This window comes from Bowmanella denitrificans, assembly GCF_039522935.1.
Classification (GTDB): domain Bacteria; phylum Pseudomonadota; class Gammaproteobacteria; order Enterobacterales; family Alteromonadaceae; genus Bowmanella; species Bowmanella denitrificans.
This window is the reverse complement of sequence record NZ_BAAAEI010000003.1, coordinates 17769-31887: the sequence shown is the minus strand read 5'-3', so window position 1 is coordinate 31887 and position 14119 is coordinate 17769. Positions and strand designations below refer to the sequence as shown.

At 49.2% G+C, this 14119-nt stretch carries 12 protein-coding genes; 4 read left to right on the top strand and 8 right to left on the bottom strand.

What is annotated here, in order from left to right; all coding sequences use genetic code 11:
* Positions 1-4: 4 nt before the first annotated feature.
* The 7 genes from tdh to ABD028_RS02370 form a co-directional block, all read right to left on the bottom strand.
* Positions 5-1027 (bottom strand): L-threonine 3-dehydrogenase, encoded by a 1023-nt coding sequence (tdh, locus tag ABD028_RS02400; protein WP_102798556.1) that lies wholly within the window; start codon positions 1025-1027, stop codon positions 5-7.
* Complete coding sequence (locus ABD028_RS02395; protein ID WP_343841316.1) at positions 1024-2220, bottom strand: glycine C-acetyltransferase; 1197 nt, start codon at positions 2218-2220, stop codon at positions 1024-1026. The genes tdh and ABD028_RS02395 overlap by 4 nt, the downstream gene beginning before the upstream one ends.
* Before the next feature lie 124 nt (positions 2221-2344).
* Entirely contained in the window at positions 2345-4807 is a 2463-nt protein-coding gene (locus tag ABD028_RS02390) for a putative bifunctional diguanylate cyclase/phosphodiesterase (protein WP_343841313.1), read from the bottom strand.
* A 1-nt stretch (position 4808) separates the two neighbouring features.
* Positions 4809-6002, bottom strand: a complete 1194-nt coding sequence (locus ABD028_RS02385) for a TonB-dependent receptor (protein ID WP_343841311.1) — start codon at positions 6000-6002, stop codon at positions 4809-4811.
* Positions 5995-6450, bottom strand: coding sequence for a hypothetical protein (locus tag ABD028_RS02380; protein ID WP_343841308.1), 456 nt, complete (start codon positions 6448-6450; stop codon positions 5995-5997). The genes ABD028_RS02385 and ABD028_RS02380 overlap by 8 nt, the downstream gene beginning before the upstream one ends.
* A gap of 133 nt (positions 6451-6583) precedes the next feature.
* Complete coding sequence (locus ABD028_RS02375) at positions 6584-7669, bottom strand: glycosyltransferase (protein WP_343841305.1); 1086 nt, start codon at positions 7667-7669, stop codon at positions 6584-6586.
* On the bottom strand, positions 7650-8699 hold the full coding sequence (locus ABD028_RS02370) for a glycosyltransferase family 9 protein (protein ID WP_343841303.1): 1050 nt from the start codon (positions 8697-8699) through the stop codon (positions 7650-7652). The genes ABD028_RS02375 and ABD028_RS02370 overlap by 20 nt, the downstream gene beginning before the upstream one ends.
* Positions 8700-8807: 108 nt before the next feature.
* Here ABD028_RS02370 and waaA point away from each other — a divergent pair, with 108 nt between their 5' ends.
* On the top strand, positions 8808-10118 hold the full coding sequence (waaA, locus tag ABD028_RS02365; protein WP_343841301.1) for a lipid IV(A) 3-deoxy-D-manno-octulosonic acid transferase: 1311 nt from the start codon (positions 8808-8810) through the stop codon (positions 10116-10118).
* A gap of 19 nt (positions 10119-10137) precedes the next feature.
* Here the strand turns inward: waaA and ABD028_RS02360 are convergent, their stop codons facing one another.
* Entirely contained in the window at positions 10138-11106 is a 969-nt protein-coding gene (locus tag ABD028_RS02360; RefSeq protein WP_343841485.1) for a glycosyltransferase family 9 protein, read from the bottom strand.
* Positions 11107-11223: 117 nt separating this feature from the next.
* Between ABD028_RS02360 and ABD028_RS02355 the strand changes: the two genes are divergently transcribed.
* From ABD028_RS02355 to ABD028_RS02345, 3 genes are read left to right on the top strand one after another with little or no spacing between them, the layout of a single operon-like run.
* Complete coding sequence (locus ABD028_RS02355) at positions 11224-11973, top strand: 3-deoxy-D-manno-octulosonic acid kinase (RefSeq protein WP_343841298.1); 750 nt, start codon at positions 11224-11226, stop codon at positions 11971-11973.
* Entirely contained in the window at positions 11954-13030 is a 1077-nt protein-coding gene (locus tag ABD028_RS02350; RefSeq protein WP_343841296.1) for a glycosyltransferase family protein, read from the top strand. The genes ABD028_RS02355 and ABD028_RS02350 overlap by 20 nt, the downstream gene beginning before the upstream one ends.
* Complete coding sequence (locus ABD028_RS02345; protein WP_343841294.1) at positions 13023-14114, top strand: glycosyltransferase; 1092 nt, start codon at positions 13023-13025, stop codon at positions 14112-14114. The genes ABD028_RS02350 and ABD028_RS02345 overlap by 8 nt, the downstream gene beginning before the upstream one ends.
* Positions 14115-14119: the final 5 nt, after the last annotated feature.

Here is a 14119-nt window from a genome sequence, read left to right as displayed (position 1 = left end):
CCCGTTACCAACTCAACACGACTTTACCAGACTGCCCCGACGCCATCGCATCAAAGCCTTGCTGGAAATCATCAACGGCGAATCTATGGGTAATAATGGGGCTCAGATCCAAGCCACTTTGGATCAGGCTGGCCATCTTATACCAGGTTTCAAACATTTCCCGTCCGTAGATACCTTTAATAATCAGCCCTTTGAAAATCACCTGATTCCAGTCAATGGCGGTCTCACCGGAAGGAATACCTAACATGGCAATTTTACCGCCGTGATTCATCTTGGCCAGCATATCCCGAAACGCTGCAGGTACGCCGGACATTTCCAGGCCAACATCGAACCCCTCAGTCATGCCCAGTTCTTTCATAACATCGGCAAGGTTCTCCTTACCCACATTCACTGCCCGGGTAGCCCCCATTTTTCTGGCCAGTTCCAGACGATAGTCATTTAAATCGGTGATCACCACATGGCGGGCCCCAACATGACGGGCGACAGCGGCAGCCATAATGCCAATAGGGCCGGCACCGGTAATCAATACATCTTCACCCACCAAATCAAAAGATAACGCGGTATGCACGGCATTACCGAATGGGTCGAAGATGGAAGCCAGTTCATCGGAAATATTGTCTGGAATTTTGAAGGCATTAAAGGCAGGAATGACCAGATACTCGGCAAACGCCCCGGCTCTATTAACCCCAACACCCGTGGTGTTGCGGCACAGATGACGGCGTCCGGCCCGACAATTACGGCAATATCCGCAGGTAATATGGCCTTCACCAGATACCCTGTCACCAACTTTAAAACCAGCCACTTCCTGCCCCATGTCGACGACTTCACCGACATATTCATGCCCTACCACCATGGGCACAGGAATGGTTTTTTGTGACCATTCGTCCCAATGATAAATATGCATATCAGTGCCACAAATGGCGGTCTTGCGAATCTTAATCAGCAGGTCGTTATGACCCACTTCCGGCTTATCTGTCTCGGTCAGCCAAATGCCTGGTTTGGCATGCAGTTTTGACAGGGATTTCATGCTATCACTCCCAATTCTTTACCCACAGCAATAAAGGCGTCTATGGCACAATCCAACTGTTCGCGAGTATGCGCGGCGGACATTTGGGTACGGATTCTGGCTTGCCCCTGAGGTACCACGGGGAATGAGAAGCCCACCACATAAATACCACGTTCAAGCATTTTTTCCGCCATTTGTGCGGCCAGCTTGGCATCGCCCAACATCACCGGAATAATGGCATGGTCTGCGCCTGCTAATGTGAAACCGGCCTCTGTCATGCGCTGACGGAAATACTGACTGTTTTCGCGCAGACGATGGCGTAACTCGCCGCCCTCGGCCAACATATCCAACACCCGGATAGACGCCGATACAATAGCTGGCGCAAGAGAATTTGAAAAAAGATATGGACGTGAACGCTGCCGCAACCAGTCAATCACTTCCTTTTTGCCAGAAGTGAAACCACCTGAAGCACCACCAAGGGCCTTACCCAAGGTACCGGTAATAATATCTACCCGCCCCATTACATCACAATGTTCATGGCTACCACGCCCCTGCTCACCGACAAATCCCACCGCGTGAGAGTCATCCACCATCACCAGGGCATCGTATTTATCAGCCAAATCACAGACCGCTTTCAGGTTGGCAATCACCCCATCCATGGAAAACACGCCATCAGTGGCGATCAGTTTGAACCTGACCCCATCTGCCTGTGCCTGTTGCAGTTGCGTCTCCAGCTCCTGCATATCGTTATTGGCATAGCGGTAACGTTTAGCTTTACAAAGGCGGACACCGTCAATGATGCTGGCATGGTTTAAAGCATCTGAGATAATGGCGTCTTCCGGCCCCAGCAAGGTTTCGAATAAACCGGCATTGGCGTCAAAACAGGAAGAATACAGAATGGTATCTTCCATTTGCAGGAACTCGCTGAGTTTGTTTTCCAGCTGTTTGTGAATTTCCTGAGTGCCACAAATAAACCTTACTGACGCCATACCAAATCCATGGCTGTCCAGTCCTTGCTTGGCAGCTTCAATTAATTCAGGGTGGTTGGCCAGGCCTAAATAGTTGTTGGCACAAAAGTTCAGTACTTGCTCGCCGCTGCTAACCCGGATGTCTGCCTGCTGCTGAGAGGTGATGACTCTTTCTGCCTTATACAGGCCCTGCTCCCGCACGTCTGCCAGTTGTTGTTGCAGGTGCGCAGTAAAACCACTATTCATTGTTTTGCTCCATTAGGACTGTGCCAAAGGCTTATTGTAAAAGACTAGTCAGGTGCAGGTATATAGATGCGATGGAATTGCCCGGTCAGACCATTGCAGAGGTCAAACGAGCGCTGGTGATACTTTATAGGTTCGGAATCTGGGCAGCATGCCCCAGGCCTTGCCAGATACCGTCCTTGACTTTGCTCGAAAGAATACTGAATAAGTCAGACTCCATAATAGGCCGGGAGATGTAATATCCCTGGCCGATTTCGCAGTCCAGCTCATTCAGGCAGCGAAGTTGATCTTTATTTTCCACCCCTTCTGCCACAACACGCATGCCCAGGTTATGCACCATGGCAATGGTGGACGATACGATTTGATAATCAGCATGATTTTCCAACATACCCGCAACAAAACTACGATCGATCTTTATCACCTCAACCGGCATCTTTTTCAGATAACTCAATGAGGAGTAACCTGTTCCGAAATCATCAATGGAGAAACTAAATCCCATCTCCCGCAACTGGTGCATAATGCCAAGGCAATGGTCGATATCCATCACCAGTGTGCGCTCGGTCAGTTCCAACTCAACCCACTGTGCGTAAGGACCAAACTCTGCCAGAAGTTCTTGTAAATAAGGACCTAACCGACTGTCTAACATTTGTTCAGCAGACAGGTTCACTGCTATTTTGCATCCCATTAAACCCATTGCTCTTAAGCGCTGCAGAATTTCAAAGGCTTTTCTTAACCCCCAATAGCCAATTCTTAACATGCTTTCGGTATTTTCCAGTAAGGGGATAAACTCGTCGGGTGGCACAAAACCTTTCTGTGGATGGATCCAGCGCAACAAAGCTTCAAAGCCAACCAGTCGGCCAGTGAGAATCTCTATCTGTGGCTGCAACGCAAAGCTGAGTTCGTCGTAATTCAGGGCTTCCCGAACCTCTTCTTCCAGTTGTGTTCGACGCGTCAAAGCCCGGTACATTTGCTCATTATAAAGGCAGGGACGATTGCCACCCTGATCTTTTGCGTGATACATGGCCATGTCTGCCTGGCGAATTAACTCTTCAGGCTCTGCTGTGGGTTCCATGGTGACCGAAATGCCAATGCTCACCGAGACATGAAAGCTCAGATTTTGCACCTGCACAGGCTGGCAGAAACGACGCTGAATAGCCTCTGCCACTTTTAATATTTGCCGCTCATCCTTGCGCGGAGCTAAAACCAGTACAAACTCATCTCCGCCAAAACGGCAAATAAAATCCTCTTTCTCGATACATAAGTAGAGTTCCTTGGTAACGGTCACGAGAAAATCATCACCCAAAGAATGACCATGACTATCATTGATTTTGCGGAAATTATCGAAATCAAGGAACAACACCGACAGGATGCCGTGCTTATCAACTAGCGTTGGTAAAATGTCACCCAGATAAAAACTGAGTTTATTGCGATTGGGCAGACCGGTCAGTTTGTCGAACATGGCGATGTTCTCCAGCTCCCGGGTATAGGCTTCTACCTGACCATCCAATCGTTCCAATTCTTCGCCAAGAGACGTGGCTGAATCCTGCAGTATTTCCAGTTCATCACGGAACAACGTTGTGGCCTGACTTTGCCGCTTGTGAAAGTCCTGATAACGTTTTTGTGCTAATAACGGCAAGCTTCCGGCTAACGATACCAAACGTCGGCGAAAACGCCGCGTCAACCAGAAAAACAAGCCCAGCAGTAACAAAAATACGCTGACTGCAATCCAGAGTACCCGCTGTTGATAGGCTTTATGTGCACGACTAAACTCAGTGATATCGTGCATCAACAGCAAATAAGCGCTCTGCTGCTCCTGTTGCAAAGGTAACAGGTTGAGCAGCAACATACTGTCCTCCAGTTCCAGTCGGGCGCCATTCTCGAGCATATCTTTTAGGTACAAATTTTCCGGCATCTGACTGAGAACATACTGCAATTTATGCTTCTTACTAATAGCCAGGGGTTCTTGCAGCCTGAGGTCACTGAACAAACTTCCACGCTGGTGATTTGCGGTGTCTTTAAAAAGTGCCAGATCGGCGCCAGTTGCCTGGTTCAGGTAGGCCAGGGTTTCCAATAAAGAGCTGCTTGAAGACAGAATGGCCCAGGACTGCTGACCAAGTAGGATAGGCACACTGACATACAGTTCACAAATGCGATCACAGCGGATATTGGCCACCGACATTTGTTGATCAGCCACCTTTTGCTTATCTCTGAGAATATGTGCCGGCGTTTTTGAGGTGGTGCCGTAAAGTAACTCACCATCTTGTTTGAACAACCACAAATCGCCAACCTGCCAATTCATTTGCAGATGCTCAATTTCCTCTTCCACCAGTTGGGCCACCTGCTCTTTGCTCTGCCCATCCAGACTGCGAAACCGGACCAAAGACTCAAGCCTGGTCTCCATGCGATTTAACAGCATATCTGTCAACAGCTTATACTGCTGGGCGTCCTTGTTGAGCAGAAACTCCTGTTGCTTGGCAAAATCTTCATCCAGTTTATCCAGCCAGGTGTAAGTGAGAAGCACGCTGCCCAGCAGCAAACCGGCAATAAGCAAGCCAAGGATTTTCCACGGCAGGCTGATAAATACCTGCATATCAGAACCAATACATCAGTTGCACCGCCCACAAATTCCAATATTCACTGCGGTTAATAGTGGTGTTGGGCACAACAGCAGGAGACAGCCGCCCTGTTCCTTTGACCCGATGTACTTCAGCCTGAAGGGCAAAATTTTCAGATAGTAAATACGTCATTCCGAGGGTCAGGCTATCGGAATAGCCGAAATACCTCGGGATTCGTCCTTCGCTGTTTTTTTCCAGCCAGACGCCACTTCGGTCGTCCTTATTTATATCAGCCACGTCTATGCGGCCCAGCAATGTAAGTGCGTCACTGACAAACCACCGACCTTGCCAATAAATACCTTGAGAGTAAGTATTTAAGTAATAGCCAGGAAACAGGATGTTGTCGTAGCTAAGTTGCTCGTGAACGGCTTCCATTGACAAATCCCAATGCTCCGCACTGTATTTATAACTTGCTATCCAGCGCCTGGTACCGGCATCGCCATCGACAAAAAAGTCCGTATTGCCAACTTTATACCTGAAGTCGGAACTGACCATGGCAATACCAAACTGGCTATAGCTGTCTTTGGGCTGAAAATAAAAGCTCGCCTGATGGTCGAAAACTTGCTCAAGCTTTCCGGTGGCTAATTCGCCCAACAAGGTTCTGGTCAATGCCTTTTCAATAGGAGTAGCTCCATAACTCCAATTCAGTTCCCAATTTCCCCAACGACTATCGCCCTGTGCCAGGGCGGCAAGACCATCATTGCCTTTAGCAAAGTCTCTGAAAGCATCATAGTAGAGTGACTGGGGCAAAACTATTGAAGGACGCGTGTGAGGAATATCCCGGGTTGATGAATACAGCCAGTGATAATTTTTAAATCTGCCTAAGTTGAGCCTGAGCTCCCAGTTATCACTGGTGTATACACTCCAGTCCAGAAACAGGTAATCAAGGCGTAAACCCTCAGGATAACGATTGCCGCCATTCAGATAGACAACCTGAGAAGCCAGTCGCAGGCTGGGATTAATCTGATAAGAGAGATTTATCCCTGCTTCGGTAAGTCGGTAGGAAATATCCCCATCATCATTAACAAAGTTACTCTTACTTGCCTGCATTAAGCCCTGCGATAAAAAGCCATGCCAGACTATGTCCTCTTCTGCCCAACAATCAGATGCGACAGCGCTCAAGCCCAACCAACAGCTCAACAGTAACCCAATATTGTTGTGTTTATTCATTACTGTCGTCCTCACTGATAGTGATAAGTAACACCCCGACATCTTGAATATCCATACCTTTGCCAATGTAGCCTATGGCACCTGGGGTTTGTGCAATAACCTGAAGCATTTGCTGCTGGTCATAAACCTCAACAGGACGTTCACTCAAACCCGAATACACTAATTTGTTCCACAGCCGTTCCAACTGATAAGGAAACATATTCAATTGAGATTTACAGAAGTGCTGGTGAAGCGGGTTTTGATTGGGTAATACGAAAACTTTGATCAGCGTGCCGTTTGGCCACTGACGTTGACGCATGGTAAAAATGCGCCGAAGTTGCGCCGGTGACAGATGTAAAACCTGGCTGTCCGCGTTGACAATAACCTCGGCATCACTGGCGGATACAGCGGCAGACAAGCTGAGCACCAACAGGCCAATTATCAGTTTCAAATATTTGCTGGTTTTCACTTCCCTGCCTTATGTGCCTTTGCCACGCTGTTTACATTTCAAGCATAGCGCAACTCTCCCAATTCAAAAGTATTTATCACCTGAAATCAAACTGTTACTTTGTTTTTTTAACTCGGACTTAAATGGCATGTAGTTAAATGTTGGCGAGCACTTCAAGGTAAAGGTGGTAGTTTTGCGCGCTCATAACCTGCGGTGAGAACTGATGTTGCATTTTTTCTCTCGCTCTGGCGCCCATTTGTCTTCTCAAGTGCGGTGTTTCCAGCAGCTGCTCTATGGCACTTTGAAGTTGTCCAAGTTGGCCGGGATCAACCAACAGTCCGGTTTTCTGATCCTCAATAACTTCTGGAATGCCTCCAACACGGGAAGCAATAACCGCAATGCCACAAGCTGCCGCTTGCAGTAAAGCTACGCCCAACCCCTCTGCGAAGGCGGGATGAACAACCAAATCGATATTCGGCATAATCCGCGCAACATCCTTTCTGAACCCCATGAAATGCACTACACCCTGCATACCTAAATCTTGGATTAATACCCGGAGTTTCTGTTCATTGGGCCCCTGCCCGAAGAGCAACAGACGGATGTTCGGGTGTCGCTGCCACAGGTTGGCAATCGCTCGAATCAGCAGTGATTGCCCTTTCCTGTCAATTAGTTGGGCAAAACAGCCGATAACCAATTCTTTGCCGCTCAATTTGAACGTGTCCAGAAACCAGGCTTTGTCCTGCACTGGCTGATATTCAGCTAAGTCAACCGCACTGTGAATACGGTGCAGATGACAGGCCGGTATACCTTCGTCAATCAGTACCCGACGAATTCCGTCAGAGATACAAATAACCTTATTGCAACTGCGGTACTTCAATCTGGCCAACCACGCAGGCTCTTTGTTATCTACCCTTCGGGAACAGACGACAGGTACCCCCGCCAGTCTGGTAGTCAGCAATCCCCAGGTATCTGCACCGCGACGACTATGCAGGTGCACCAGATCAGGCTTTTCCCGACCAATAATGCTAAACAGCTGGTACAGAATGCGCAGGTCCCATTCTCCGCCATACAGGATGGGAACGACCCGAGCATAGGGCTGGGCGGTATCAGCAATTGCACTCTGCGCGGCACAAACCAAGACATTCTCTACCTGGAACTCAAGCAAGCCCCGCATTAAATACACGACCTGTTTGGCGCCACCATAGAGATGTCGCCCCAGTTCAAGATGCAGAACTTTCATTTAGCAATTCCTCGATGGCCACAGAAACTCTATGAGGTGTCAGCTCATGCATACAATCAAATCTTCCATCACAAACCGGATGTCGCCGACAAGGAGAGCAAGACCTGTTGTCATACAAAATCCGGGCATTGTCCTGGTAGGTTTGAAGATAAGGACGGGTCGAACCAAACAGCGCCACCAGCGGAACCCCATGAGCAACCGCCATATGCGTCAGGCCGGTATCGACGCCAACCAACAAACGGCAGGTACGGATCAGTTCACTGCTTTGCAATAGATTGGTATGGCCACATAAATGGTAAGTATTTGCTTGCTGACGGGTTAACTGCTCTGCCAAGTCACGATCCCCGGGTCCGCCCAGAATCAGACAAGGCCAGCCATTATGTTGGCTAAGCCACGCCAACAATTGCAGCCAATATGAGTGAGGCCAATGCTTTTGCGCTCGAGTGGTGAAAGGAGCAAGACAAATATAGTTCGACCCAGCGAACAACCTGGCCCGCAAGGCCGCCGTATGACTCTGGGTCTCAACAGCGGATGGCAGCGCCATTCGATAATGCTGTGGATTCAACCCCAGGTAGCTTAGTAGCCCACGATATTCACTACCAATCTGCTTGCCCTGTTGACGCTCTAGCACTTCGGTCATCAGATAATCGTTGCCTTCCTTGCCAGCAAAACCAATGCGCCGGTTAGCAGAGGTAAATCTGGCCAGCAAGGCACTTTTTAATAATCCCTGCGCATCAATAACCCAATCAAACTTTGCATCTTTCAAACTGCGTCGAAAAGCCCTCACCTCTTTAAAAAGACGTGACCAATGACGATCCCGCCACAACTGCTGCCAATGACGCTTTGGCCATTTAATTAAATGTACCGACGGGTTTTCGGACAATAGATCGGCGATAGACTCATCAATCAACCAACTTATCTCACAATTCGGGTAGGCTGCCCTGAGTGGATTCAACAGCCCTGTGGTCATCACCACATCACCAATAGCACTTAGCCTGACAATCAATAATTTAGAGGGAGGGCTCTGCATAGATTTCGAAATTTCAGCCGCCATAAGCAGTATTAGGTAACAGAGCATTAATACAGAATGATGAATTTTCTGCTAAAGTGGCCACCTTTCAGCCGGTCAAGAAATGTAATGCCCTTGCTTACCTCAGCTTATCGCCCAACCCTGGTCCAGGATATGTTGCGCTGGAGCTATTCACTGTTACTGACGTTACTCATTCCCTTTGCCTTTGCCAGCTTACTGGTCAAAGCAGCCATTCGCAGCAAGTCATATAACCGCCGTCGTTTTGAACGTTTTGGTTTTATTCCCCGCGCGCCGAAAGCAGGTGGGATATTGCTGCATTGTGTGTCAGTGGGAGAAGTGGTTGCCGCCACAGGTTTAATAAAAAAAATTCAGACTTTACAGCCAGATTTGCAGATTACGATTACCACCACCACACCAACCGGCTCGGACAGGGTAAAACAGACCTTTGGCGATTCCGTACATCACTTCTACCTGCCTTTTGACTTGCACATGGCCATGGCAGGGATGTTAAGCCGGGTCAAACCCAGCCAGGTGTTAATAATGGAGGTCGAGCTTTGGCCGAATCTAATCCATGCCTGCTGGAAGAAGGGTATCCCGGTATCTGTCATTAACGCCCGCATGACAGACAGGTCGGTAAAAGGTTATCAACGCCTGAATATGCTAGCAGCCCCTATGCTGCATAAGCTGCATCAGGTATGTACCCAAGGGCAACGCGATTATGACAACTATCTGCAATTGGGTATCAGCCCAGAAAAGTTGCACCTCACAAATAACATCAAGTTTGACCTGGAGATTCCGGAGAAAACGTTACTAAGAGCCGACACCCTGGCTCAATATGGGCTGGCAAACCGCAGGATTCTGATTGCTGGTAGCACCCATGAGCCGGAAGAAGCTATTTTGCTGGACGCTTATAAAAAGCTTAAAACTGAGTTTGCCGATCTGCTGCTTGTACTGGTGCCCAGACACCCACATCGCTTTGATCTGGTCGCTCAGCTATGTCAGAAGCAACGTCTGACCCTTTGCCGCACTAGTGCCCAACAGCCATGCAATACTGGCAGCGACATTTTACTGGCCGATGAAATGGGTTTACTAGCCCGTCTTTACGCCGTTGCAGACATCGCCTTTGTTGGTGGCAGTCTGGCCTTAAGAGGAGGACACAACGCGCTGGAGCCTGCGGCACTGGCTGTACCTATATTGATGGGCCCTTCCCAACACAACAATCCTCAGATATGCCAGATACTTAAGCAAGCCGGGGCATTAAAGAACGTAACCGATAGTCAGCACATCGTTATGCAGGCCAGAAACTGGCTGACTAATCCATCTGGCATGCAGCAGGCTGGGGAAGCTGGCCTGGCGGTACTCAAAGCCAACAGAGGGGCGATTGATGCTACGCTTGCCTGCTTATTTAAGCTGACTTAAAGACTGTACTGGAGCACTTCTAGCCCCCGGATAACCACTCATTCACTTTATCCAGCACCATTTCAACACTGATAGCTGCCATTAAGTCCTGACCTTTTACTCTGGTACCCCAGGGCAATTGCTGCCAGCTTTTGCCCTTTTGGCTTACCACCTGTTGATCATAAACCGATACCACCCGGTGCTGGTCCAAGTAGGGGCCAGTGCGCCTTGGATTACTATGGGCGTATAAGCCGATAACAGCAGTACCCACCGCTGTGGCCATATGTGCAGGGCCAGTGTCTGGTGCAATTACCAGCTCAGCCTGGGCAATCAGAGCCAACATTTGTTTGAGACTGGTCTTGCCGACATAATCGGTATGGATCACAGAGGTATGGGCCTGAATTGCATCGGCTACCTGTCGGTCCAGCTTGGCCGGCCCTCCGCAAAGCACCACTTTCTTGCCCTGATTATGTAAGTATTCTGCAACCTGGGCATAGCGCTCTGGTAACCAGTTTCGCTCCGCTTTACTGGCAGTTGGGCTGATAATTACAAAGTTCCCAAGAGATGCAGCCTGTTCGTCTGCCCACAGCCTGTCTGCCAATTCGATGGGAATATCCCATTGCACTTGTGCTTCGGCAGGTACACCAATGGCATCAGCAAAGGCCATAAAGCCATCCAGCACATGTGCATGCTGCTGTGGTTGAATACGCTGATTGGTAAACAACCAGTGCAACTCTTTACTGCGCTGCCAGTCAAAGCCTATTTTACGTCTGGCCCGAATTTGCCGGGCCGCCAGATTAGCGCGCAGAGCCACTTGCATAACTAACAAGGCATCGAACGTCTGATTAGCCAGTTGACGATTTAGCTGTGTATAGGCTTGACGGCCCTGCTTTTTATCGAAGACAACAAAAGTGACCCCAGGCAGGTCGCCGACCAACTGATGTTCAACCTTACCAATGACCCAGGTAATACCAGTTTCTGGCCATTGGCGGCGAATACGCTGCACCATAGCAACGGCATGACAAACATCCCCAATGGCGGACAGGCGCAGAATACAGAGGTTTTTCACTCAATCTTCCAGGGTGGATAGTGTAAAATGGCGAATTTACCACAAAGCAGGAACAAGATGTCGTCTGTTAAGCAGGGTCATCAAGGGCCACACAGTTGGTTGGTTGATGCAGACGTAATACCTGACCTTAGCCCCCAACATTTCGACATCGGGTTTTGGCAATCTGCTGGCCTGGTGACGGGGCATTCCCGTGGCCGTGGCACCACCTATTTCATCCGCCACAACAATGTGCCGCTGGTGTTCCGCCACTACCATCGCGGCGGATTGGTAGGCAAGTTGTTGTCCGATCAATACTTGTACACCGGGTTGGATAGTTGCCGGTCCTTTCAGGAATTTCGTTTGCTGAGCTGGATGTATGCAACAGGACTGCCAGTGCCCCGCCCTGTTGCCGCCCATGTGCAACGCAGTGGGCTTATTTATCGCGCCGATCTGTTACTCGAGCAAATAGAGCGTGCCCGGGATCTGCATCAGTTGCTGTGTGTTGCGGCACTGGCAAAAGACCTGTGGCAGAAGGTCGGGCGAACCATCGCACAAATGCACCTGGCACAGGTTTATCATCATGATTTAAACATCCACAATCTGATACTGGATGGACAGCGTAAGATTTGGCTAATTGACTTTGACCGTTGCCAAAGGCGTCTGGGCCGCCACTGGCAGCCCAATAATCTGGCCCGCCTGAAACGATCCCTGGAAAAAGAGGCAGCGCGCATGCACCAGTATCATTACCAGCCGGAAGATTTTAACTACTTGCTAGATGGGTACCACCAGCAGTTGAACGAGAATAAGCATGACGATGCGACCAATTAAAGTGTTGTTTATCCCAGTTTCCTCACCGGAGGGAATTGGCGAATATATGCGCAGCGTGATTCTCGCCGATGCCATTCAGGAGAAATGGCCAGAGGCTGAAATAGGCTTTGTTTTGAATCGTCACGCTCCCTATGCCGCTTCTTGTCCTTACCCGGCATTGTTACTGAATGCCTCCCCCACAAAATGCGAAGCACAGGTTAACGGGTACTTACGGGAATATTGTCCCACACTGGTTATTTTTGACGCCTCGGGCCGTCAATCTCAGCTCGCTCAAGCCAAGGCCCTTGGTGCCAAGGTCATTTTTATCAGCCAGCACCAGAGCAAGCGCCGCCGGGGAATGAAAATAGGCCGTGCGCGGCATACCGACAGGCATTGGGTAGTGCAACCGGAATTTGTTATCGGCCCGCCATCTTGGTTGTCCCGTACCAAACTCAAATGGCTTGGGCTCACCGAACCGCAATGCATCGGCCCGGTATTTACCAATCCGCAACCAGATAAACAAGTCAGTCTGCTCGTCCATCATGCGCTTAAACAGCATGAGTTTGTGTTACTCAATGCCGGCTCAGGCGGCCATAAAGTGGCAAATGAGTTGGCCGCTGACCGCTTTGCCGAAGTAGCCAGGAAGATTGCCGAGGCGGGGCGTCAGGCGGTATTAGTGCTTGGCCCCAATTATCCTAACGCCTTACCCCAGATACCCGGAGTGTTATGTCTGGGTCAGGTAAATAACCGCGATTTTATTGCCCTGTTGGCTGCATGCCGGTATGCCGTCCTCAGTGGCGGTGATACCTTACTGCAGGCTATCGCCCTGTCGGTCCCGACATTGGCGGTGCCGGTATCCAAAGATCAGCCAAAACGTATCGCTGCCTGCGCACAGCAACAGCTAATTCAACAAAGCGCCTGTGAGATTGACGCCATGACGCAAGCTTGCCTCCTCTTAGATAGCCCGGCTGAAGCTGCCAAACTCAAACAACAGATGGCCGCAATTCCTGCGTTAAACGGGCTGCACACTGCCATGCGGGATATTCGCCAACTTTTGGAAGCCGTTCAAAATGACTAAACAAATTGCCATAGTAATAGACAGCCTGGCCGGAGGTGGAGCGGAAAAGGTTATGCTGACCCTGGCGCAGACTATGCTTCAAGGTGGCCATAATGTGCATCTATTGGTCTTACAAAACTTTGGCTTATATGAAGTACCAGATAACTTGTCTGTGCATTACTGGAAAGCCAGTAAGAATGAGCGATGTGATGCACTATGGGGAATGGATAAATTAACCCAAGAATTCCTGGTTTGGGTACAGGGTATTCAGCGGCAAGTAGGAAAATTTGATTTATTCATTTCCAATTTGGACAAGAGCAACTTATTGATGAGCCGCTCTCAGCTTGAGCCCACCTACTTTGTTGTGCACAACGCGGTAGCTGAAGAACTGAAGAAAGAAAGGAGGTTGGGGCCGGTTAAATATTTTAAAATGTGGCGCGCAAAAAAAGCCTTAGACGGTAAAAAGCTTATTACCGTGTCACACGGTATAGAAAAAGAAATTCAGAGCTCTGGATTTGTCCACCCGCAGTCTGTGCAGACTATCTATAACCCATTTAATGTTGAAGAGATCCAACGGCAGGCACAAGCCGAAGTCAATGGCTTACCGCAGGGTGACTATATGGTGCATGTAGGACGTTTTGCTAAACAGAAACGGCACGACATTCTGTTTCAGGCCTTGCGAAAAATGGATAACGAACTGCCCATGGTGTTGTTATGTAACAACACCGGTAAAGCTAAAAAAATGGCAAAAAAATATGGTGTTGAAGACAGGATTATCTTACCAGGCTTCCAAGGGAATCCTTACCCATGGATAAAACACGCCAAACTACTTACACTCAGCTCTGACTGCGAAGGGTTACCAACGGTATTGATAGAATCATTGATTTGCAACACGCCAGTAGTAAGTACTGACTGCCCTCACGGTCCGAATGAGATAATGACCGGGCCACTGGCCGAGTTTCTGGTTCCATGTCGTGATCCAAAAAGCTTGGCAATGGCCATGGATAAGGCGTTGACTCAATATCCCGATACACAAACTGCAGAGGTTCTGAGTCAAGTCAGCGCAGACAATGTTGCTGAGTCATACCTGGCACTGCTCAACTAGGTTAG

Excerpts from the sequence above, each read along its gene's own strand:
- tdh (WP_102798556.1), bottom strand. The coding sequence starts at position 1,027 with ATGAAATCCCTGTCAAAACTGCATGCCAAACCAGGCATTTGGCTGACC.
- ABD028_RS02395 (WP_343841316.1), bottom strand. The coding sequence starts at position 2,220 with ATGAATAGTGGTTTTACTGCGCACCTGCAACAACAACTGGCAGACGTG.
- ABD028_RS02390 (WP_343841313.1), bottom strand. The coding sequence starts at position 4,807 with ATGCAGGTATTTATCAGCCTGCCGTGGAAAATCCTTGGCTTGCTTATT.
- ABD028_RS02385 (WP_343841311.1), bottom strand. The coding sequence starts at position 6,002 with ATGAATAAACACAACAATATTGGGTTACTGTTGAGCTGTTGGTTGGGC.
- ABD028_RS02375 (WP_343841305.1), bottom strand. The coding sequence starts at position 7,669 with ATGAAAGTTCTGCATCTTGAACTGGGGCGACATCTCTATGGTGGCGCC.
- ABD028_RS02370 (WP_343841303.1), bottom strand. The coding sequence starts at position 8,699 with ATGCAGAGCCCTCCCTCTAAATTATTGATTGTCAGGCTAAGTGCTATT.
- waaA (WP_343841301.1), top strand. The coding sequence starts at position 8,808 with ATGCCCTTGCTTACCTCAGCTTATCGCCCAACCCTGGTCCAGGATATG.
- ABD028_RS02360 (WP_343841485.1), bottom strand. The coding sequence starts at position 11,106 with ATGGTGCAGCGTATTCGCCGCCAATGGCCAGAAACTGGTATTACCTGG.
- ABD028_RS02355 (WP_343841298.1), top strand. The coding sequence starts at position 11,224 with ATGTCGTCTGTTAAGCAGGGTCATCAAGGGCCACACAGTTGGTTGGTT.
- ABD028_RS02350 (WP_343841296.1), top strand. The coding sequence starts at position 11,954 with ATGACGATGCGACCAATTAAAGTGTTGTTTATCCCAGTTTCCTCACCG.
- ABD028_RS02345 (WP_343841294.1), top strand. The coding sequence starts at position 13,023 with ATGACTAAACAAATTGCCATAGTAATAGACAGCCTGGCCGGAGGTGGA.